The following is a 22,280-nucleotide window of genomic DNA, read 5'->3' on the forward strand; positions in this document are numbered from 1 at the left end:
TTATCTGTGGGGTAAATCTAAAATCTAAAATCTAAAATCTAAAATCGATTGACTGGCGCTGGGCGCGATATGGCCCTAGGCGAAATTTGGCATGGAAAAAATTCGGCATCCTTTGTTTCGTCAATCTAGATTTTCAGGAAGAGATCGACTGCGTAGCAGGAATTGGTCAAATCCTCCCTCGAACCCCGTCATCCCCCAAAGGGTATAGATGTTATCTATCTAAAGACTGAATTATTCACAAATCGCCTTCGGGAAACGTCTAACTAATAGAAGAAAAAAAACCAACCCTGGAGTTGAAAAATTATGATTCGTCGTATTGCTTTCGTTAGTGGTCTCGTTATTCTCAATGCTTTTGGTTTCGCTACCGTAGCCCGTGCCGGTGAAGGTGGTATAGCAGGTTCCGCGGCTTTCACCGTTAACAACAGTCTGGTTACAGGTGTCGCTGTCTCGGCTGCTGTCGGTAAAGAAAACGCTTCTGCTGCTGCTTTCAACTACAATGCTGCTGGAGTGGGCAATGCTTTACAGAACTCAGCTTGGGCTCTGGGTAGTGCAGGGATACAGGCTTTTCAGACTGTCGGCAATCCGACTGGTTTCGACGTTACGCCCGTTGCTGACGCCGGAAAAACTGTCGGACAAATCAATACCTTTAGTGCTGGAACTGTCACCGTGCAGCTTGGTACCGGTACTGGCAATGCTGTTGTTAAGTCTCCCACTCCCTAGAACGGTTGTGAAAGGTTAGCTAGCTAGCTAACCTCGCCCATCAATCAATTTTATGTGCGTTCAAATATCAGATCGGGATCTCAGCGACCCTCCAGCCAGTTAGTCAGCCGAGATCCTTATTAATAGGGTGCTTTTATCCGCAATACCTTCTGATGAATAACAGGACATTCCCCAGATGAAACCCATGCTAAATACTTCAAAAACTCTCTATCCAGCCACCTCAATTGTTTTTATCGATGCCGGAGTCGAAAACGCCGAGCTGCTCATTGAGGGTGTCATTCCCACTACTGAAGTCTTTGTCCTAGATGGGACGGCCGATGGCATCGAACAAATTAGCCTGGTTTTACAACACCGTCAGAATATCGATACAGTTCATATTATTTCTCACGGTTCCCCAGGTTGCTTGTATTTGGGAAATAGCCAACTAAGTTTAGATACCCTAATCCACTACGCCCCGCAACTGCAACAGTGGGATGTTGCTAACCTCGTCCTCTATGGTTGCAACGTTGCAGCCGGAGATGCAGGAGAAGAATTTATTACTAAGTTACACACTCTGACGGGGGCAGAAATTGGCGCTTCTAAGACTCTGACAGGGAGTGCTGCCAAGGGTGGAAACTGGGAGTTAGAGGTAACAACAAATAAAGCAGTTGCTACCTTAGCCTTTAAAGCAGCAGCACTAGAGAACTATCCGGGAATTTTGGTGTCCTTTGTTCCAGGAGAAACCTTTGGAGATCCGTCTAATGGTGTAAGTTTAGGGGATGTAAATGGAGATGGACGCCTCGATGCTGTTACTGTTGGTGGTCAGGAAAGAGATCAAGTTTGGTTAAGACAAGTTGATGGTACTTTCTCCCGAGGAAATTCCTTTGAATCTAGGTCTCTGGGTGTAAGTTTAGGGGATGTAAATGGAGATGGACGCCTCGATGCTGTTACTGTTGGTTGGGAGGGGAATCAAGTTTGGTTAGGAAAAGGTGATGGTACTTTCTCCCCAGGAAATCCATTTGGATATGCGTCTCAGGGTGTAAGTTTAGGGGATGTAAATGGAGATGGAGTCCTTGATGCTGTTACTGCTGGTGGGTGGGGGGATCGAGTTTGGTTAGGAAAAGGTGATGGTACTTTCTCCCCAGGAAATCCATTGGAATCGGGGTCTCAGGGTGTAAGTTTAGGGGATGTAAATGGAGATAAATTCCTCGATGCTTTTACTGTTGGTGGTGAGGGGAATCAAGTTTGGTTAGGAAAAGGTGATGGTACTTTCTCCCCAGGAAATCCATTTGGAGATCGGTCTCAGGGTGTAAGTTTAGGGGATGTAAATGGAGATGGACGCCTCGATGCTGTTACTGTTGGTGGTGAGGAAAGAGATCAAGTTTGGTTAGGAAAAGGTGATGGTACTTTCTCCCTAGAAAATTCATTGGGATCGGTGTCTAATGGTGTAAGTTTAGGGGATGTAAATGGAGATGGACGCCTCGATGCTGTTACTGTTAAGCGTTGGTACATGAATCAAGTTTGGTTAAATGTTCCTTCTAATAGCGCTCCTACCGATATCAGTCTCGACAAGACCAGCATCCCTGAAAACGTACTCCCTAACACCCCTGTTGGAACTTTCAGCACCACCGACCCCGATGAGGGCGATAAATTTACTTACAGCTTGGTAGAAGGCTACAAAGATAACAATGCCTTTATCATTGACGGCGACCAACTGAAAATCACGGCTTCCCCCGACTATGAAACGAAGTCCAGTTACAGTATCCGTGTTCGTACTACCGATGCTGGAAAACTGCCTTACGAGAAGGACTTGGTGGTCAACATTAATGATATCGATGAGACGATCGACAAGACGATCTCCGGTACACCCAATAACGACATTCTGCGCGGTACTGCGGCTGGTGACAAAATAGACGGTTTAGCAGGTAGCGATCGCCTTTACGGTGATGCCGGAAACGATACCATCAATGGCGGCGACGGCGACGATATTGCCTACGGTGGCAATGATAACGATTTGTTGCGGGGTGGTAATGGTAGCGATCGGCTTTACGGTGATGCGGGTAATGACGAACTCCTCGGTGGTGACGGTGATGACATTCTCTATGGGGGTGATGGAAATGATATCCTCAATGGCGGTGCAGGGAGCGATCGGCTTTACGGTGATGCAGGGATTGATACCTTTGTCCTGGCATCGGGAATGGGTCTGGATTCCATCTACAATTTCCAAGATGGCATAGACATAATGAAATTAGATGGAGGTTTAACTTTCGGCGATTTAAACATTGTCTCAAGTGGCACTAATACCCTAATTAAAGTATTAGCGACGGGAGTCCCCCTCGCTTCTTTACAGAATATAAATTCAGGGTTAATTGGGGCGGCTGATTTTGTTTCTGGTGTGCCTGTGGATAGTTAATTGTATCAATTCTGAACCGATGGCTTTACCCTCGATTTAGTAGAAGAAAGCGCCACTGCACCCAGCAATCGCTGCACAGGAGGGTAAACCATTTCTTGAAAAAACTATCAATTCCTATTATTATATAGGATAAAAAAATGCCAGCAATTAATTTAACTGCAACTACTTATACTCAAAACTTTAACACCTTAGCGAATAGCGGTTCTACTAGCAATAGTATGCCCACGGGGTGGGAGTTTTTGGAATCTGGACTCAGTGCCAATACAACCTATGGTATTAATGATGGAACATCAGGTACAGGAAATACCTACAGCTATGGAACGGGAATTAATACCGAAAGATCCTTGGGTGGGTTACGAAGTAATGCCCTAACACCCACATTTGGAGTCGGTTTTACTAACAATACAGGAAGTACAATTGCTTCATTAAGCCTAAATTATTTTGGCGAACAATGGCGATTAGGTAATGCAAATCGAACGGATCGGTTGGATTTTCAATACAGTTTGGATGCAACTTCTGTACCAACTGGGAATTGGACAGATTTTGATTCCCTGGACTTTAGTTCCTTGGTGACCACTGGGTCAGTCCGATCTCTGGACGGCAATGCCGCAGCCAACCGTACCAACCTTACAGGAACAATCTCTGGACTTAATATTGCCAATGGCCAAACATTCTATTTGCGCTGGCAAGATTTTGATGCTAGTGGTGCAGATGATGGTCTAGCCATCGATGATTTTTCACTCACCCCTAATATTGCCCCCACCAACCTCAGCCTCAGCACTAGCAGCATTAATGAAAATGTTGCAGCTAACAGCACTGTCGGAAATTTCAGTAGCACTGATGCCAACACAGGTGATACCTTTACTTACAGTTTAGTGGCAGGCACGGGAGATACCGATAATAGTGCTTTCTCTATTGTCAGCAACCAACTGCAAATCAATGCTTCCCCCGACTTTGAAACTAAGTCCAGTTACAGTATCCGGGTTCGGACTACTGATTCCACAGGACTGACTTATGAGAAGCCGTTGACGGTTAATATTAATGATATCGATGAGACGATCGACAAGACGATCTCCGGTACACCCAATAACGACATTCTGCGGGGTACTGCGGCTGATGACCAAATCGACGGTTTAGCAGGTAGCGATCGCCTTTACGGTGATGCTGGAAACGATACCATCAATGGTCGTGACGGCGACGATATTGTCTACGGTGGCAATGATAACGATTTGTTGCGGGGAGGCAAGGGCAGCGATCGCCTTTACGGTGATGCGGGTAATGACGAACTCCTCGGCGATGCGGGTGATGACATTCTCTATGGGGGTGATGGAAATGATATCCTCAATGGCGGTGCAGGGAGCGATCGCCTTTACGGTGATGCCGGTAACGACGAACTCCTCGGTGGTGACGGTGATGACATTCTCTATGGGGGTGATGGAAATGATATCCTCAATGGCGGTGCAGGGAGCGATCGGCTTTACGGTGATGCAGGGATTGATACCTTTGTCCTGGCATCGGGAATGGGTCTGGATTCCATCTACAATTTCCAAGATGGCATAGACATAATTAAATTAGATGGAGGTTTAACTTTCGGCGCTTTACAGATTGCCCAAAGTGGCACTTCCACCTTAATTAAAATTGCATCAACCGGAGAAACCCTCGCTTCTTTAATTAACACGAATTCCTCCTTAATTGGGGCGGCTGATTTTAGCGGTAGCCCGATTGATGTCACATAGTCTCAACTCTGAAATTCTCAGGTGCGTTAACTTCCGTTAGCGCACCTGTGATTTTAATTTTATAATTATATGAATTCTAAAAAGTCATGCAACAGTATCTGTAGGTGCGTCGCCATCAAAAATCTTAAATAATATCCACAATCTTTGAGCGACGCACCTTACAAAATAGTTCAGTCATGCTTAGGTTGGGTTGAGAAACGAACCCTCCGTTTCACTCCGCCCAACATTTTCGCTACAATTTTTGTTAACAGAATCTTATTAATGTATAAAGTATTAAAGCCAGAGATTTAATTGTTATTAAATCATCAGGATTTCAGGGTTTAATTACCGTATTAAATGATATATTTAATCCCTAATTTCCGCGCTTCTAATGATAATTAACTTACTCAAATTTCTCGCCAACCCTACTGCGATACTCTCCACAGCTTACAATTATAGTATTGTCGGTTTGACTCTCCTGAGCATCGCTTGCTCAACCCCAGCCACAGCACAAACTCGCTCCGATTTACTCGACCCATCCAATCAACTCGATTCTGCTGCTGCGAGTGTTTCCGACCTTCCAGAAACCAGCCCTTTATCAGAAACACCAAACTCGTCTACTTATCCTACAAACCTCGAACCCTCATCCCCAAATTTAGCCTCTGAACCTGAACCAACAAAACCCCCATCAACTAATACTCCTAACGGATTGCCCGAAGCTTCTGCGCCATCTACTAACCCCGATTATATTATTCCACCTCCAAGCGCTCCAAGTGTTTCCAACCTTCCAGAAGCCAGCCCTTTATCAGAAACACCAAACTGGTCTACTTATGCTACAGACTTGGAACCCTCATCCCCAAACTTAGCCTCTGAACCTGAACCCACAAAACCTCCATCAACTAATACTCCTAACGGATTACCCCAGCCTTCTGCGCCATCTACTGACCCCGATTACATTATTCCACCTCGCATCGCTCCCGACGAAAAAATTAGCCCATTCACGACAAATTTACCTCTCAATGACATTCCCATCAGCCATCTAACTGAATGGGAGTTTAGTGGTTTCAAGACTTTTGCTGACACCACAAACAGCGATATTTTTTTAAATGGCACTCTCAAACTTAAAAGTCGAGTAACGGAAAGCTTAAGCCGAACTAATATTTATAGAGTGGATCAAAAAGCCACTTATTTGCAACTGCGGACTGTTCCCCTGGAACGAACAATTACAACCACAACTACCGCACCCCAAACCATGACGGGGTTAGAAATTCAAATGAGTTTAACGGGGGCTTGTATTTTTCCCAATACTCCCAGTGACCAACAATGTACTTATACCCCAGGTTTAGTTATCGATCGCAATAGTATAGATCCAGAGTTTTTCGTACCTACCCGCGTCTTTCAAACGTCTCAAGTTGGGGAGGTTCTCAAACCGGAAACTTTGGCTTTTATGCAGCTTCCCGGCTTTCAAGGAGGAACCAGCAGTCAACCGATTGGTGTCGATTTTTATTTTCCCAATTCGGGTGCTTATCCGGGAAACAGCCAATCCCAAAAAACAAAAGTTGATAGAAAGGAAGAAGTTGACTATACGATTGCAGGTACTGTTTCCCGAGTTCGTCAAGTTGTTAAAGCCAACGATCGAGAAGCCGTTTTAGGGCGGACTATTCGAGGATTTACTCTCTTTGTTGATGATGAAAATCGCTGGCTCAATACGGCAATTCAAGCGGGGGCGCAATTTTTACCCGATGTCATTCCCGACCTAGAAGGCAGTAAAAATCCCGTTAATACTAATATCAACCGCAACTTATTTTTAGCCGCCAATAATACTCGTTTACCCAGCAGTAGTTTTACGATATATTCTGCCGGACTCGGACGGGCAGCAAGTTTAACGCCTAATGTCACCAGCATAAATCAAGTTCCTAAAGCGAATTATAACAGCCTTTGGCTCGGTCTTTCTCCCGTGATCGATCGCAATATTGAAGAGGGTCGAACCTTTTACGATCCAACAGGCCCACAAATCACCCTTGTGGATGCTGGTGGAGAAGGTGGAGCAAATACCAATGTAGAGTTATTTTCTGCGATCAATCAAAATCAGTATTCTACTGCCAATTTGCAGAATTTTTATGCTCAAGTTTATTTAGGTTTTTTACAGCAAGATGTCAACTTTGTTAGAGAAAGTATCTATCGGGAAAAAAGCTCTTACTATCCTCATCTCAGCTTTACCGGAAACTGGACGGGAGGCGAAGATATCCTGCGATACTATACTGGTGCGATTGCTTCGGAAAAGCCCAAACTCTACGTCGGTGCTGATTACACGAGAAATACGCTAAACAATTGGAGTTTTCGCGGCGGTGCGATTGGTTATCTCAACCCCGATCGCGATTATTACAGCCAAATTTGGGGTAGTGCAGCCAAAACCTTTCGATTCAGCAGGCGGGCAAATTTAACCTTATCAACCGGCTTCAATTATGCTCTCGATCGAGAAACCAGAATAGGTGATTTAGTTAGTATTTCACCAGCTAGTGAAGTTGTCCTTAGCGCTCGCGTAAATTGGGGAATTGTTTCTCTTGGTTTGACCAACTATTTTGGTAATATCCTGCCCAATTCCTACGACGAGCGCTTACTGGCTGAGTTAACCATCCGTCCTCTAAGCACTCTCACTCTGTCTGGTTATATCGCCCCCATCGATAAAAACTCCACTCGCTCTCTCTACGGTGCGAGTGTAAGTTGGCAACTGGAAAATAAGTATAACAGTCCCACCCTATCCCTCAATTGGCAAAATAACCAATATGATTATGGTGATGATGTTTTCGGGAATCGTTTATTATTGAATGATAATGTTTTTACGATTCTTTTTCGCATTGGTTCTCCAGCTAATCCGCTCTCTCGTTAATGTTACCCAGATTAGAAGCAAACTAATCTGGGTAAGATAAAAAATCAGACTTCTGACTCATCCCCGCGTGCGCCGCGTTTGAGAAAATCTAAGCCAATAGACATTCTCACCGAGATTACCTCCTTTGCCAATTAACGGGCTTCCGACGGCAGTGCGATAATGTTTTAAATAAGTACGGAAGAACCAGAAATACTGATGCTATGGGAATTGCCAGTATCTAGGGCGGTGCAGTCACATCAAAACATCATAAGCTGCTACGCCACTTAACAGTCACGCACGGTTCTTAAGGAAGGGTTGAGGGCTACCCTCAACCCCTTACCGGCTAAAAATATCAGTGTTATTTTCGATCGTCGATACAGGGCGAATAATTTTTGACGATCGACAAACAGTTCCGTCCATCAGCCATTCTCTTGTAACTGAGACTGTCTGCGATGTCTTTCATCAACTTTAGGCCCCGCCCCCCCGAAGCTTCACAATCGATTTTATCCGACATATCTTTAATTTTTTGCTCTAAATCAAACGCAGCGCCCGAATCCCAAATCTCGATCTCTAAAGATTCACTGCACACCGCCACCTGAATCTCCACCGGCAAATCCGGCGGTTTACCCTCGTGGGCGTGACGCACCGCATTTGTAAAACCCTCAGCCAAAGCTAATTGACAGCGTATCCACACACTTGTGGGAATTCGCGGGTCATATAATTGTGCAAACCACGATAAAACTTTTTCTAAAGCACTCAGACCAGTATTGACTTGAAGATCCGCTTTCTTTAGGACTTGCAACTGTTCGGAACCTTTGAATTCAATCACGCTCTGCCACTGAAATTATAGTTCCATAAAATATAGACAAATATGGTATTGCCTGTACTTTACGTTTTTAACTTTTTTCCCAAAAGGCGGACAACTGCTAGCGCCACGATCGCCCATCGCAGTAATTCACCAGCCCAGTCATTTTCCACGTTGTCAACTCTTTTGCCCTGTAAAATTAGGCAAATTTGAATGGGAGTTCGATCGTACTAGCTTTTGCTGCTAGGAAAATAAATGTCAAATCGAGTAATTAGCTCTTCATTATACCAGAAGTGTCACCCGGATGTCAATTCACGCCCGCCGCCCAAAAAAGTCTATAAAAGTTTATATTTTGAGTATAAACTGGGTAAGTTCGACTTCGCCAAAATTTTGCTCAAATTTAAAGGTAAATTGAACTTGATGGCTGGCAGGCAAAAGCATTTACCTGGAAAGCGATGTTATTAGACTATACTCAATCTCAGACTACCGCGCTGACAGAATATATTTTTAATGACCCCCAGACCTTGAAAGACTTGTAGTACCTGAGTGCCCATGTTTCAAATTCTGGTTATTGACGATGATACTGCTGTTCAAGAACTGCTGAGGAGAACCCTGAAAAAACAGGGTTACGAAGTGACAGTAGCAAGTAATGGCGAAGACGGTGTAGCCCAAGCGCAAAAAATACGTCCGGCGCTGATCATTTGCGATTGGATCATGCCGCGCTTGACCGGCATTGATGTTTGCCTTCGAGTTAAGGCAGATCCGGATCTGTCAACTACACAATTCTTTTTGTTGACTTCTTTGGGTTCGATCGCTGATCGAGTCAAAGGGCTCGACGCAGGTGCCGACGATTTTATCTCCAAGCCGATCGAACTTAACGAGTTGCAGGCGAGAGTACGCGCCGGATTGCGGCTGCACCAACTCGGCCGAGACTTGAAAATTGCGATGCAAAACCTGGAAGCCGAGTTAGCCGAGGCAGCCGAGTACGTGCAATCGCTGCTGCCAGATCCGATGACGGAACCTGTCAGCATCGAGGCAAAATTCATTCCCTCCCGGCAGTTGGGGGGAGATTGCTTCGACTACAACTGGCTGGATGCCGATTCTTTGGCGATTTACTTGCTAGACGTAGCCGGTCACGGTTTGCGGGCGGCGCTGCCTTCTGTCGCCGTGCTGAATTTGTTGCGATCGCGCGCGCTGCCCAACATTGACTACTACAAACCCAGCGACGTTTTGCGCGCCCTCAACACCACCTTCCAGATGAGCTACCAAAATGACAAGTATTTCACCATCTGGTACGGCGTTTACAACCGCATTTCTCGCCAGCTAGTTTACGCCAGCGCCGGCCATCCCCCGGCAGTGTTGATTTCCCAGTCACCGACAAGCACGGCTAAAATCCAGCGATTAAAAACCCCCGGAATGCCCGTCGGGATGTTCCCCGATGCCCCCTATGTCGATAATTGTTGCGATGTGGAGGCTTTTAGCACTCTGTACATCTTTAGCGACGGGGTATACGAGATCCACCAACCTGACGGCAATATCTGGGGGCTTGACCCATTCATCGACCTGCTAGCAGCTTACAACGATGCAAGTGCCGACCAGTTAGAGCAAGTCTTGAAATACACTCAAAAGTTGAACGCTAAAGCAGTTTTTGATGATGATTGGTCTTTACTCAAGGTAAACTTTGGCTAGCTGAGTTATGGCATCACATCTGCGACCAAATAGCCAGAATACAGCAGCCACTGGATTTAGTTAGTTGAGAGAATTTTGCTATTAAAAGCATCGCGGGTGGAAAATATCTCGAAAACTCGATCCATGCTGGTGAGTTCAAATAAGATGCGGATTTGCTCGTTGATAGAACAGACAACTAATTGACTTCCAGCGGCCCGGACTGTTTTGAGCGCCAAGACTAAAGCGCCCAAACCAGAACTATCCATAAATGTCACATCTTGGAAGTCGATCAATACCACATCGGCTCCCGCTTCCACTAGGTCACTAATCTCTTGGCGGAATTGACTTGCCTTGGTGCCGTCTAAAATGCCAGAGGGTTGAATAATTTTAACTACAGGACTCATATTTTGCGGTGGGAATGTCAGAATTTCTAGCCAGACTAGGGTTAGTATAGCTGCGAGATGGACTCCGATCCAAATAACAGAGGGAAAAAGCGCCAGAACCCCGCAGCGCCCCAAGGGTTTTGAGTGCCAGAGATGGCGATCGGACTATCGGCGCACAGGGGGCGAGTTATTTTTGGACTGGAAAATCTTTATTGTACCGAATGCCTTGGGCGATCGCTCAAACCAAGCTAACTTTGGCGCGGTAGAGGAGTTTGTCGCCTTGTTTGTAGCCTGTGTAGCGAACTTTAACTAATTCTCCCGGCTCGGCTTTTCCTTCGATGAGCTGGTGCTGTTGCGGGTTGTAGGGAAGTTCGGCTCCGACTGGGGCGATCGACTCTATGCCCCAATGCTTCAATAACTGCTCGACTGGCCGCAACAACGGCAGCAGTTTCTGGGCCCGCAAGTTGTGATTTTCCTCAGCCTTGCTCGCCGCAGTCGGCCACTGCAACATCCAAGATTCTAAAATTTGCACGCTAGAGAGCTGAAATTCCTGCAGCAAAGATTCTCGCTGCTGTTCGATGGTAGCTTGCAGGCGCTGATATTCTTGCTCTAGGGCACTCGGCGGCGCAGGTTCTAACTCTACAAGCTCGGGGGCAAAGGTTGCGAGCAGTTCATTTAAGGAAATTTCCAAAGCTTGACTGATTTTGAGCAGGATGTCGGCTCGGGTTTTGAAAGCTAAGCCGCGACGCAGGCGGCTTAGCTGAATTTCGGGAACTCCTGCTTTTTGGCTGAGTTCTCGATCGCTCGAAAGCCCCGCTTCTTGCATCAGACGCTGCAGTTGAGGAGCATAATCAGGAATATTAGCTGCCACGAAAAAGTCATCCAAATTGATAAATGGACATATTCTCGATCGTAAACTGTCGCGAGTCTTAAGGACAATACATCTTTGGGGCCTACTGGTAAAAGTGCCGGCCCCACAACGCCAATTGGCTATCTTGCGGCCACTTTTTCGGGTGCGACTGTTGTTCCTGTTGTCGCAGATCCTTGCAAGTGGGCTTCTAGGAACCACAAGCGCTTGTCAATTACTCGGGAAATTTCGGTGTACAAGTCGGAGGTGTCAGCATCGCCGAGTTCCGCTGTGAAGTCGATCGCCGCGCGTAGGTGTTTGGCGTAGGGTGCATAGCGATCGGCCAAAGCAGTCACGAACTGTTTGCCCTCTACAATGTCGAAAGGAAATTCTGGCAGGATCGAATCGGCGGCGGCGCTGCGGGCTGTTCCTACAGCCAAACCGCCCAAAGCTGTGATTCGTTCGGCCACCATATCAATATATTCTTCAAGTTCTCCCGCCATTTCATCGAAGAGCAAGTGCAACTGATAGAAGTCCATGCCTTTGACGTTCCAGTGAGCTTGCTTGACTTGAGTTTTTAAGTCCAGAGTCGTAGCCAGCGTCCCGTTGAGCTGCCCGACTACTTGAGTGCGGGTGCCGGCTGACATATCGATCCGCGTCGGGTAAAGATGTTGTTTGTGGTTGTTGGCAGTCATAAATTTGTACCTTGTTATTAGTGATTGTCGATCGAATATCTGAGAAAGGTTTGGGCGATCGAACCAAAGCCTGTCGTCAATTGCTGTTGAGAGGCTCAGGCCAAGTGCATCTGCAACACGGTACGGGGAGCTCGGCGGACTTTGCAGCGGATGGTTTCTAAACCGAGACGCTGGCAAGCTTCGTACCGGTGGCAGCCGGAAAATCCGTAATACTGACCCTCTACTTCTAGCACATCGATGGGTTCGTTTAAACCTACCTCGCGGATAGATTCCATCAGGGCGGCTACTTTCGTTTGGTCGTTGACTCGCGGCAAGGGGCGGCGAATCTGGTTGAGGGGTATTTCTGCAATCCTCATGGCGGCTGTCTGTTTTACTCTTATTTAAATCATACTCGTAATGACTTCGACTTGGCAAGCAAATGTCAGGGAATATTTAGATTGGGGGAGGTGCGATCGATCTTGCGACTGCACTAAGAGTTTGATTTATGGTTTTTGATATTTCAATTTTCCTAATTTAAAACTTTTATCCAGCCTTCGGATGTCTGCTTTTTGCCTGCGATCGCACTTTCGAGCAACCCTAGCATTTCGCCCCAGGTATTGTCCCAATAACTATCTGCCAGAAAAGCATCTACTTCGCTCAGCCACTTAGTGCGATCGGCCAAACTTTCGCTCATGATTTCTTCCGCAGCAGCAACAAATTCTGCAACATTGCTCGCAATCCGAACCAAACCTTTTTCTCCGTAGGGCTGCACCACGTCGCGAATCGAAGTAGAAATCACAGGTTTGCCGGCTGCCAGGTATTCTGAAGTTTTAGTGTGACTAATAAATTTAGTCGATTCGTTAATCGCAAACGGCAGTATTGCTATATCCCATCCTGCAATGTAGGCTGGCAGTTCTTGATAGGATTTGCCGCCGAGATAGTGTATATTTGGGTTGGTTGGTAAAGTTGTCTGGTCGATTTTTACCACTGGCCCAATTATCACTAAATGCCAGTCAGGCCTCGCTTCAGCAATCCCGCCCAGCAGTTCGATATCCATGCGCTCGTCTATAGGGCCAAAAAAACCCAAACGCGGGTGAGGAATGTCTTTTTGATCCGCAGGTGTTTCCGAAAGATTCCGGGCGTTAGTAAAGTGTTCTTTTTCAATGCTGCTGGGGAAAGGATGAATGTTTGCGTGCTGGTGCTGTTTCGCTTTGTAGAGGCTGTGTCCGCCTGTAAATACGATGCTGGCGCGCTTTAAGAGTTGAGTTTCATTTGCTTTGAAATCGGGGTGCGCGCCGTGAAATGCTGACAGTTCGTCGATGCAGTCGTAGACTACAGCTAGCGGCTTTAAGTGGTTTGTGAAAGAGACAGCCATTGGTGTGTAATACCAGAGGATGTAGTTGTTAATTTCTGCTGCTTGAAAGAAATCATCTAGCATGGCTTGCTGAGCAGTTTGTGCTGTTTCTTTGCTAATTTCTTCGTTCAGGTGCGGTACTATTACCCAGACTCCGCTGGCGTGGATGCTGACATCAAGCCGCCAATCTCCTGTCGCGTTCAAAATCGGTTCTTCTACAAAGAATACGCGACGATTTTTGGCGCAGCGACTTAAAAGATGTTGCGGAGATTGATAGACGGAATTCCACCGTAAATGAGACAGACAAACTATATCCGGTACATCTAAAACAGCAGCTTTTGATAAGTTGGCGCGCCAGGCGCTGGATGGAGCGAATTGAGAGGGCGATTTTGCGGGATCTATAGAGGTAAATCGAATCTCCCACCCTCGACCTTTATGATTATAATTATTCTTTACTGAGTTTTCTGGGGACATAATTAGCCTCAAAAATTTTTTAATTAAAATTGGCACCTAAAATATCCTTCTCAGCATTGTATTACTGAAAGTTGTCAGCGTTAATCTGAGAATTTTTATTGATGAGGAGCCAGCCTCACATTCACAGTCGATCTAGCAACTGCTATAGCGCAAAAAAGACACGCTTATCTACTTTTTTCCGAAGTGAAACTTGGAGATAAGTTAATATTGTTAGACTTGCTATTATTGCTCAATCTAGCTCAGTTTTTATGCCATTACTTCTATCTGAAGGATGACTTCGTTCTCAGGAGACGCTTTGTTTGGATGCTTGGTTCAAAAGCCGTTAAAATGCCGATCGACCTTTTAAAAAGACTTAACTGGCAGGTAGGGGGTTACACCATTTGAGATTTTAGATGGCAGAATTGAAGATTTGGGAATGGCTGATGAATTAAGGGTTTGAAGCTTGTCTATTATATATTTTTTGGAGATCGGTATTAAGACCGATCGACTTTTAGTCTTTTATTTTGTATGATAGAAAAAAAATGCGATCTAATTTTTGTTGCCATTTGATTTTCCAAAGTTCACCTCTTTTAAACTTATTCGATCACTGCTAAGTAATATTTGTATCCTCATCTATATAAAGATAGACCTAAATTTCTAACTTGCGATAGATTCATAAATAACAGTTTATGAAGCCGGGTTTAACCGACATCTTATACCCGATCGACAATATCGCGGAAACCAGGTAAGAGCGATGAGAAGCCTAGGATTTTATGGTGATGATATTGGTGCTGGGGTACGAGGTTAAAGTCACGCGAGGCGAGAAAGTACCAATCTCAATTATTCTTCTGAGGGCGGGTTCGCACATATCCGCGTTAACCCGCCACTAGAAGATAGCAGCAACTTTAAAGTCGGCGGCTGTCTATTTTCGCGATTCCCCCTCCAAATCCAAAATCTTGCACCATCGAACTCTTTAAGAAATCGTGGGGAAAACCCAATTCAATTGCACTTGCTTTGTCTAACTGCTGCATTTGTTCGGGAGTTAATTGAAACTCTAAACAAGCGAGATTTTCCTGAAGTTGCGAGAGTTTGCGGGAACCCACAATCGGAATAACTTTGACTGACTGTTGCCGCAGCCAATTCAGGGCTACTTGAGAGGCTGGTTTGCCAATTTCGGCTGCTATGGAGCTAACTTCGCGAGCAATATTGAGGTTTCGTTCGCTAATTTTTCCCGATTCAGGTGAATCAAGCCGTTTAGTTTCGCTGGCGGTTTCTGAAGTGTTGTATTTTCCTGTTAGCAAGCCGCCTGCTAGGGGACTCCAAGCTGTCACGCCAATGTTTAAGGCTTTTGCCATCGGGAGCAAATCCCGTTCTGGTGTTCGCTCTTTTAAAGAATACTCGATTTGTAGGCCGATAAATGGTGTCCAACCGCGCAGTTGGGCGATCGTATTTGCTTGAGAAACAATCCAAGCGGGTGTATCGGAAATACCGATATAAAGAACTTTGCCGGCGCGAACCAAATCGTCAAAGGCGCGCATTACTTCTTCGACTGGTGTGGTAAAATCCCAAGCGTGCAGCCACAGCAAATCTATATATTCAATTTGCAGTCGCTTCAAACTTGCTTCTACTGCTTGCACCATATTTTTGCGGTGGTTGCCGAAACCGTTGATTTCGCCATTTTTCATGTTGAGGCTGTACTTAGTGGCAACTACCCATTTTTCGCGATCGGCTGCGATGAAATCGCCGACATATTTTTCGCTTGTACCGTTGGTGTAGAAATTCGCCGTATCAATGAAATTGCCGCCTGCTGCTGCAAATGCGTCGAACATTTTGCGGCTTTCTTCGTAGGAACCGCCCGAACCCCACTCTTCGCCAAAAGTCATGGTTCCGAGGCAGATTTCTGAAACGCGAAGTCCGCTGTTACCTAGTAATTTGTATCTCATGTCGGCTTTTTTTAGCTAGCTAATTGCTTTTAACAGTTTAGATCGGGATTTGCTCAACTGTTGCCATTAGTCTGCGGTGGCTGGCTTTGAGGGTGGGTTAGGGCTGTGCTGGATATTGAATGTTTTGTTAAGTCAAAATGCCGATCGGCAGGATCTTAGTTTTGCTTTTGTAGTGCTGTCCCCGCTTGCTAAATATTTAACTTGCGCGCTCTACGTTAGTTCGCACTATCACAAAAAAAGTGCTTTTGACTTTCAACACGGCGCTGGGGCGAGCCTCTTACCTATGTATTTATAATCACATCGCTAATTTAAAATACAGTAAATTACTAAAAATATTATCTACCTTTAGATAGGTATTTTGCGAAAATATTTAAATAAAAAAAATGCTATATTAATCATCAGCAAATCTGATTGAGATCGAGAAAAATTAGGTAGCTAAATTAACTTTTTAGCGCTATATTGATATACAGAATACAAAACCTAGGTGACTCACTTGGCTGATATCGTTGATACCGCCGTTGCGGCCGGCTCTTTTACAACTCTAGTTGCTGCCGTTAAAGCTGCTGGTTTAGTAGATACTCTCAAAGGCCCTGGCCCTTTCACAGTTTTCGCTCCTACAGACGAAGCTTTTGCTAAGCTTCCTGCAGGTACTGTAGATTCATTGCTTAAGGACATTCCTAAGCTCAAAAAAATCTTGACTTATCATGTCGTTTCTGGAAAAGTTATGGCTGCTGATGCGGCTAAGCTGAAATCTGCGAAGACAGTTGAAGGCTCAGAAATTAAAATTGATGCTTCCAATGGTGTCAAAATCAATGATTCTACCGTTACCAAAGCAGACGTTGCTGCTGATAATGGTGTCATTCACATCATCGATGCAGTGTTGCTTCCTGCGTAAGCACAGATTTAGATAACTCGATATTATCTTGAGGGCGGTGGCTAAAAACAGCCACCGCCCTATTTTAGTTGAAGTTTAAATATTTTACGCAGATTAATAATTAAAACTATTGTAGAGCAGGGGGAATGGACCGATCGCACTGGCGAAAGTCTGCCCCAATTTTTTCGCGGCTGGGTTTACTGGGAAAACAGGTGACAAGCCAACAAGTGCCGTTGTACTCTGGAGTTGATTGCGGGCTCGCGGGTAGGTGCGGTGCCGCCGCACCCAAAAATTCTCCCATAAACCGGGTCGATCGGGGCTTGTCCTAAATAAGATACAATAAGAAACACAATAAAAGTGCGATCGACATTATTTGACATTCAAGCTATGCAATCTACAACTCAGTCCGAACAATCGCTTACATGGTTGCGTTTTGCAGCGTTTAATTAATTAAGAACTAACAAGTAACAAATAAAGGCGTATAATTGTTGAAGGCTGGCGCTTTTTGCCACACTCCTACGCGATCGCCAATCAATTTCAGCTACTAGAAATGCTGAAATATCCCAACTTAGAAATTTTCCACAAAGATATCCCCTATCTAGACGAAAACTGGCAGCCAGCAACCGGTTTGTTAGACGCAACTGCTGAAGCAGCAATAAAAAATATTCCTCACCCTTCCCTGTCTCTAGAAGCAGACGCTACGTTACGGATATCAGTACCTTACAATTTTGCACCCTCAAATACAAAACGGACGTGCTTGTTTGCCACAACAGAATGGGGAATTCTGCACAACGAAAACTTTAGAATAACGGGCGCAGCTTCCCTCTCCGAAGGACACAGCAACTCCGATCTAATTATTATTACGCCTTCCCATTGGTCGAAAACCGGATTTATCCGCAGCGGTGCGAATCCCGATCGCACAATTGTCATACCTTGCGGCATCGATCCGAATATATACAAACCTTTAACAAAATCGGAACGCGAAGCTTTGCGAAAACAGCTAGGATGGGAGGGATTTGTATTTTTGAATGTCGGTGCAGGATCTCCAAATAAAGGCATCGATTTATTGTTAAAAGCTTTCTCCGTTGTAGTTGAAAGTCATCCCGAAGCTAGATTAGTATTGAAAGGAGAAGAATCAATATATGAGTCGGATTCTCTGATTGCTCAAAACATAGACGAACTGACATTTGACGAAGCAGAAAAAGTTTTACCGCGCATGGCTTACATAGGAGAAACACTGTCTTTTGAAAAAATGGCTCAACTTTATCAAGCCGCCGATGCCTACGTATCTCTTTATTTAGCAGAAGGGTTCAATTTACCAGCACTAGAAGCAATTGCTTGTGGCTTGCCGCTAATCTGCACTAAAGGCGGCCCGACGGATGATTTTACAACTCCAGATTTTGCTTGGCACGTCGAAAGCACGTTTCAAGAAGGTACTTCTAATGGTATGCCGATATTTCGCCTGATGCCAGATTTAGAACATTCGATCGCCTTAATGAAAAATATTATAGAACAGCCGGATTTGTGCGATCGCTCTCGCGAAGCAGGCCCCAATTTTGTAGCGGCTGGGTTTACCTGGAAACACGTTGCCGACCAACTCCTAGAGGTACTTTTGCCAAGTATTCGATCGCCAAATTAAACAGGGTGCGATCGAACACTTAGCAATTTCCGATAATTAGCGCTTGCAGGGCGCTGTTCGGAATTAATATAAGATACAATAGGACAACAAGTTTAAGCTTCAGACGTTATTTGACATTCAAGCTATGCAATCTACAACTCAGTCCGAGACAGAGCAAGCGATGGACGCTCCCAAACACGGCTTGCCCGTTACCATCATTACAGGATTTCTCGGTAGCGGCAAAACAACCCTGCTCAACCACATCCTGACCAACCAGCAAGGTTTGAAAACAGCAGTTTTAGTCAATGAATTTGGCGAAATCGGCATCGACAACGAACTGATTGTCACCACCGACGACAACATGGTTGAGCTGAACAACGGCTGCATTTGCTGCACAATTAATGAAGACTTGGTAAATGCAGTTTACAAAGTTTTAGAACGTCAAGAAAACCTCGATTATCTAGTAGTAGAAACAACCGGACTCGCCGACCCCCTGCCAGTTGCTCTAACTTTTTTAAGCACAGAACTGCGCGACCTGACCCGTCTAGATTCGATAGTGACAGTAGTAGACGCAGCTAACTACAGCTTAGATTTGTTTAACTCAGAAGCAGCTTACAGTCAAATAGCTTACGGCGATATAATTATCCTCAACAAAACAGATTTGGTTGAAGAAGCAGATTTAGATTTGTTGGAAGTTAAGATTCGCGATATCAAAGAAGGTGCTCGAATTTTGCGAACAGTAAAATCGCAAGTTCCCCTACCGCTAGTCCTCAGCGTCGGGTTGTTTGAGTCGGACAAATATTTCCAATCTGAGGAAACTGCTAGCAGTCACGAACATCACGACCACGGCCATCACGACCACGGCCATCACGACCATCACGACCATCACGACCATCACGACCACGGCCACGAACATCACGACCACGACCATCACGACCACTCCGACCATTTAGAAAATGACGGATTTACCTCAATTTCTTTCCAAAGCGACAAGCCGTTTTCTCTGAGAAAATTTCAATATTTCTTAGACAACCAACTGCCAACAAACGTGTTTCGCGCCAAAGGGATTATGTGGTTTGAAGAAAGTCCCAAACGGCATATTTTCCATTTGAGTGGCAAGCGATTTTCGATGGACGACGACGAGTGGAAAGGCGACGATCGCAAAAACCAGCTTGTTTTGATCGGTCAGGGTTTGGATACCGAGACTTTGCGATCGCAAATCGAAAACTGTCTATGTATGCCTGCACCCAATCGCGGCAAAGGTTTTGGGAAAAACTAAAGCTTGAAAATTAACCAGGGAGACTTGGCTGCGATCGCCAATGTCTAACAGTTCGATCGTTCGGACTTTAGTCCTCAGAATTGTGCGGACTAAAGTCCGAACGATCGAACCAATGTTAATTCGCTTGTACTCAAGAAACGTTTTGATTTTTACACTTAATTGTCAACTGTCGGCTGCTATAAATGCGAGTAATCATCCAGCGAGTCAAATCGTCTCAAGTCCAAATTAACGGTGAAATTGTCGGCAAAATAGGCTGCGGACTCAACTTGCTTGTAGCTATTGCAGACACCGACACCGAAGCAGAACTCGACTGGATGGCTCGCAAATGCCTGGAACTGCGTTTGTTTCCCGACTCGGCCAGCGAGGGCGGCCGCTGGGACAAGTCCGTACAAGACATCGGCGGCGAGTTGCTGGTGGTCAGTCAGTTTACACTGTACGGGGACTGCCGCAAAGGTCGGCGACCTTCCTTTGACCGATCTGCCGCTCCTGAACGAGCCGAAATTTTTTATGATAAATTTGTCGAAAAATTGCGCCAGAGCGGCTTAAAAGTCGAAAAAGGCGTGTTTGGAGCCATGATGCAAGTCTTAATAGAGAATGACGGGCCTGTGACTTTGGTATTAGAGAGAGAATCGGCGTCAATAGTTTGACAGGCCTCTCTGTACTTCTCTTCCTTCGTGTCCTTTGCGTCTTCGCGGTTCGTTCCCAAAAATCCCTTGCGCCTTTTTCAACCAAATTTCTAAATTCACCGGGTTTCCTAGCTTCTGTGGCGTAGGTTTTGAAGATAGTGAAGTTCGCTACACTCTGCCAACTCTCGATTCCACAATCTCCAACGCCGAAAACCCCCTCAAAAGGCCAGTTGGTAAATTGTCCACTCAGAGGCCCCAGAACACCGTTCATCTTTGTCGCGATCGCCCTACCGGAATTACAGCTCAGAATGCTTGTACAGTAAGGCTTTAAGGACAAAAAAAACAATCTTTCACAGCCAGCGCTTAGAATCAGATTCAGCAGCCAAAAACTGTTGCATCAGAGAGTGGAACACTGGCATCACTGCGATTATCTCTACTTCCCTATATTCAATGTATAGAGAGTTGAATCAGCACAGCAAGCGAAACCGCCAGCAACTGCCGCCTTGCTCTCTGACAAATGTCCTCGCACGCTGTGCGCTACCACGAGATAAACGCCATGACTGTCAAAACTGCCACCAACGCCGTCAACTGCAACACCGCTTCTGGCCTCAACTTCATTCCTGCAGCAGCAGGCGCACAAACCGCCGAAATCAATACTGCTCCCAGCATCGATGTTCTGGCTTTGGCTGAATTCGCCCTGAAAGAATTGCAAGCCTCCATGAAAGCTCCCAGCCGCAGCGCTCAAGCAGTGGCGATGCGGATTGCTAAGGAAGTTGAACGGATTTGCCAAAAAAGCGATCGCATCCAAGTTTCCGGCGAAGTTGAAGCTTGGCAAATCACCTTGGCCGAACACCGCTTGCAAAAAACTCTGCAATTCTACCGCCTCGGTTCCAAACAAGGCCGCGTCGAACTGCACTCTCACCTGGCGGCGATGATTTACCGCCATGTTGCATCTTTCCGCTCGAACTTGAACTTCCAAGCTCGTTACAACATGATTGAAGACTTTTTGCAAGGCTTTTACATCGAAGCTTTGCGAGCTTTCCGCCGCGAACACCAACTCGATCTCAACTACACTCCCCGCACGCAAATTGAATTGGCTGAGTACATGGCTTTTACCGAACACTACGCCAAACGCCAAATCGGTTTGCCCGGCCGCAACCGCCAACGCCTGATCGTGCTTCGCGCTCAAGGATTTGCCAAGGGCCAGCCTCCCGAAACTGCGATCGACATTGAAATGGCTGTAGAGTCTGGCAAGGGAGAAGATGCCGAAATGTACAGCCGCTCTCCGGCGCTGCAACAAGTACGCGAACAAATGGTTTCGGAAACTGTCGATCCGGCTGATGCTGTGCTGCGCGATCGAGTAGTCGCTGAATTGATCGCTTATCTGGAAGCTCAAAATCAGCCCGAATGCGTGAACTACTTAATGTTGAAATTGCAAGACCTTTCGGCTTCGGAAATCGATCGCGTTCTCGGTTTGTCTTCCCGCCAGCGCGACTACTTGCAACAGCGGTTTAAGTACCACGTCGAAAAATTTGCCCGCACTCAAAACTGGAAACTCGTACACGAATGGCTGGGTGCTGATGTGGATCAAAAGCTGGGAATGACTTCCGACAAATGGGAAGCATTTCGCGCAGGGCTGTCTCCCCAAATGCAGGAATTGTTGGAAATGAAGCAGAATCAAGAAAGCGACAAGGCGATCGCCACAGCACTCAACTGCACTCCCAAACAAGTCCAAAAACGCTGGGCACAACTGTTGGAGCTGGCAAGCCAGACTCGCAACAGCAACCAAGCTTAACGGGTGATGCAAAATGAATGCAACTGTTTTCTGGAGACTGGAAAATGCGATCGGGTGCGGCATCTGCACGGGAACGCCCGCCCCGCTTTCCGCTCTCAAAACTCCAACTGGGAATGCTGGATTATAACAGCTTTTGAGCTAATTAAATATATTAAAAAAGCACTAATTTTTCTTAATATTTATGATTCCCAGGAATAACCTGGGATTTTTTTTATTAGGAATTGGTAAGATGCTCGTTATTAAAAACGACATTAAATCCTCTCTT

The 22,280-nt window shown here is 45.7% G+C and carries 19 protein-coding genes; 11 read left to right on the top strand and 8 right to left on the bottom strand.

Features of this window, described 5'->3' with window-relative positions:
- Positions 1-303: 303 nt before the first annotated feature.
- The 4 genes from AACV78_RS19495 to AACV78_RS19510 all read left to right on the top strand — a co-directional run bounded on the left by AACV78_RS19495 (position 304) and on the right by AACV78_RS19510 (position 7,717).
- Positions 304-720, top strand: coding sequence for a hypothetical protein (locus AACV78_RS19495; RefSeq protein WP_228041969.1), 417 nt, complete (start codon positions 304-306; stop codon positions 718-720).
- A 184-nt stretch (positions 721-904) separates the two neighbouring features.
- Positions 905-3,112 (top strand): DUF4347 domain-containing protein, encoded by a 2,208-nt coding sequence (locus AACV78_RS19500; protein ID WP_194074263.1) that lies wholly within the window; start codon positions 905-907, stop codon positions 3,110-3,112.
- 137 nt (positions 3,113-3,249) lie between these two features.
- Positions 3,250-4,848: a calcium-binding protein gene (locus tag AACV78_RS19505; RefSeq protein WP_194011014.1), complete on the top strand. Its 1,599-nt coding sequence runs from the start codon at positions 3,250-3,252 to the stop codon at positions 4,846-4,848.
- 370 nt (positions 4,849-5,218) lie between these two features.
- A complete protein-coding gene (locus AACV78_RS19510) occupies positions 5,219-7,717 on the top strand; it encodes a hypothetical protein (RefSeq protein ID WP_194011013.1) in 2,499 nt (832 codons plus the stop codon).
- A gap of 337 nt (positions 7,718-8,054) precedes the next feature.
- Here the strand turns inward: AACV78_RS19510 and AACV78_RS19515 are convergent, their stop codons facing one another.
- On the bottom strand, positions 8,055-8,525 hold the full coding sequence (locus AACV78_RS19515) for an ATP-binding protein (RefSeq protein WP_194011012.1): 471 nt from the start codon (positions 8,523-8,525) through the stop codon (positions 8,055-8,057).
- Positions 8,526-9,053: 528 nt separating this feature from the next.
- On the opposite strand from AACV78_RS19515, the gene AACV78_RS19520 reads away from it, so the two are divergent.
- The gene (locus AACV78_RS19520) at positions 9,054-10,190 is read left to right on the top strand and encodes a PP2C family protein-serine/threonine phosphatase (protein ID WP_194011011.1); all 1,137 of its coding nucleotides are present in this window, start codon (positions 9,054-9,056) and stop codon (positions 10,188-10,190) included.
- A gap of 56 nt (positions 10,191-10,246) precedes the next feature.
- On the opposite strand, the gene AACV78_RS19525 is transcribed toward AACV78_RS19520, so the two are convergent.
- On the bottom strand, positions 10,247-10,573 hold the full coding sequence (locus AACV78_RS19525) for an STAS domain-containing protein (RefSeq protein WP_194011010.1): 327 nt from the start codon (positions 10,571-10,573) through the stop codon (positions 10,247-10,249).
- A gap of 119 nt (positions 10,574-10,692) precedes the next feature.
- Here AACV78_RS19525 and AACV78_RS19530 point away from each other — a divergent pair, with 119 nt between their 5' ends.
- Positions 10,693-10,818 carry a hypothetical protein gene (locus AACV78_RS19530; protein WP_255512984.1) on the top strand — a complete coding sequence of 42 codons (126 nt, stop codon included), beginning with the start codon at positions 10,693-10,695 and terminating at the stop codon, positions 10,816-10,818.
- Here AACV78_RS19530 and AACV78_RS19535 read toward each other — a convergent pair.
- The 5 genes from AACV78_RS19535 to AACV78_RS19555 form a co-directional block, all read right to left on the bottom strand.
- Positions 10,791-11,378 (bottom strand): helix-turn-helix domain-containing protein, encoded by a 588-nt coding sequence (locus AACV78_RS19535; RefSeq protein WP_194011020.1) that lies wholly within the window; start codon positions 11,376-11,378, stop codon positions 10,791-10,793. The two genes, AACV78_RS19530 and AACV78_RS19535, sit on opposite strands and share 28 nt — an antisense overlap.
- Before the next feature lie 164 nt (positions 11,379-11,542).
- Positions 11,543-12,094 (bottom strand): DNA starvation/stationary phase protection protein Dps, encoded by a 552-nt coding sequence (gene dps / locus AACV78_RS19540; protein ID WP_194011009.1) that lies wholly within the window; start codon positions 12,092-12,094, stop codon positions 11,543-11,545.
- Positions 12,095-12,189: 95 nt separating this feature from the next.
- Entirely contained in the window at positions 12,190-12,450 is a 261-nt protein-coding gene (locus AACV78_RS19545; protein ID WP_194011008.1) for a ParB N-terminal domain-containing protein, read from the bottom strand.
- A 152-nt stretch (positions 12,451-12,602) separates the two neighbouring features.
- The gene (locus AACV78_RS19550) at positions 12,603-13,901 is read right to left on the bottom strand and encodes a glycosyltransferase family 1 protein (protein WP_228041970.1); all 1,299 of its coding nucleotides are present in this window, start codon (positions 13,899-13,901) and stop codon (positions 12,603-12,605) included.
- Between the two features lie 884 nt (positions 13,902-14,785).
- On the bottom strand, positions 14,786-15,823 hold the full coding sequence (locus tag AACV78_RS19555) for an aldo/keto reductase (protein WP_194011007.1): 1,038 nt from the start codon (positions 15,821-15,823) through the stop codon (positions 14,786-14,788).
- A gap of 493 nt (positions 15,824-16,316) precedes the next feature.
- Between AACV78_RS19555 and AACV78_RS19560 the strand changes: the two genes are divergently transcribed.
- Positions 16,317-16,718, top strand: a complete 402-nt coding sequence (locus tag AACV78_RS19560) for a fasciclin domain-containing protein (protein ID WP_194011006.1) — start codon at positions 16,317-16,319, stop codon at positions 16,716-16,718.
- 176 nt (positions 16,719-16,894) lie between these two features.
- On the opposite strand, the gene AACV78_RS19565 is transcribed toward AACV78_RS19560, so the two are convergent.
- Positions 16,895-17,077 (bottom strand): hypothetical protein, encoded by a 183-nt coding sequence (locus AACV78_RS19565; RefSeq protein WP_194011005.1) that lies wholly within the window; start codon positions 17,075-17,077, stop codon positions 16,895-16,897.
- A gap of 125 nt (positions 17,078-17,202) precedes the next feature.
- On the opposite strand from AACV78_RS19565, the gene AACV78_RS19570 reads away from it, so the two are divergent.
- The 4 genes from AACV78_RS19570 to AACV78_RS19585 all read left to right on the top strand — a co-directional run bounded on the left by AACV78_RS19570 (position 17,203) and on the right by AACV78_RS19585 (position 22,015).
- Complete coding sequence (locus AACV78_RS19570) at positions 17,203-18,336, top strand: glycosyltransferase (RefSeq protein WP_228041971.1); 1,134 nt, start codon at positions 17,203-17,205, stop codon at positions 18,334-18,336.
- 124 nt (positions 18,337-18,460) lie between these two features.
- A complete protein-coding gene (locus tag AACV78_RS19575; protein ID WP_194011004.1) occupies positions 18,461-19,594 on the top strand; it encodes a CobW family GTP-binding protein in 1,134 nt (377 codons plus the stop codon).
- Positions 19,595-19,776: 182 nt separating this feature from the next.
- Positions 19,777-20,241, top strand: a complete 465-nt coding sequence (gene dtd / locus AACV78_RS19580; RefSeq protein ID WP_194011003.1) for a D-aminoacyl-tRNA deacylase — start codon at positions 19,777-19,779, stop codon at positions 20,239-20,241.
- Positions 20,242-20,776: 535 nt separating this feature from the next.
- Positions 20,777-22,015 (top strand): HetZ-related protein, encoded by a 1,239-nt coding sequence (locus tag AACV78_RS19585; protein ID WP_194011002.1) that lies wholly within the window; start codon positions 20,777-20,779, stop codon positions 22,013-22,015.
- Positions 22,016-22,280: the final 265 nt, after the last annotated feature.

This window comes from Tychonema sp. LEGE 07196 (assembly GCF_963890365.1).
Taxonomy (GTDB): domain Bacteria; phylum Cyanobacteriota; class Cyanobacteriia; order Cyanobacteriales; family Microcoleaceae; genus Microcoleus.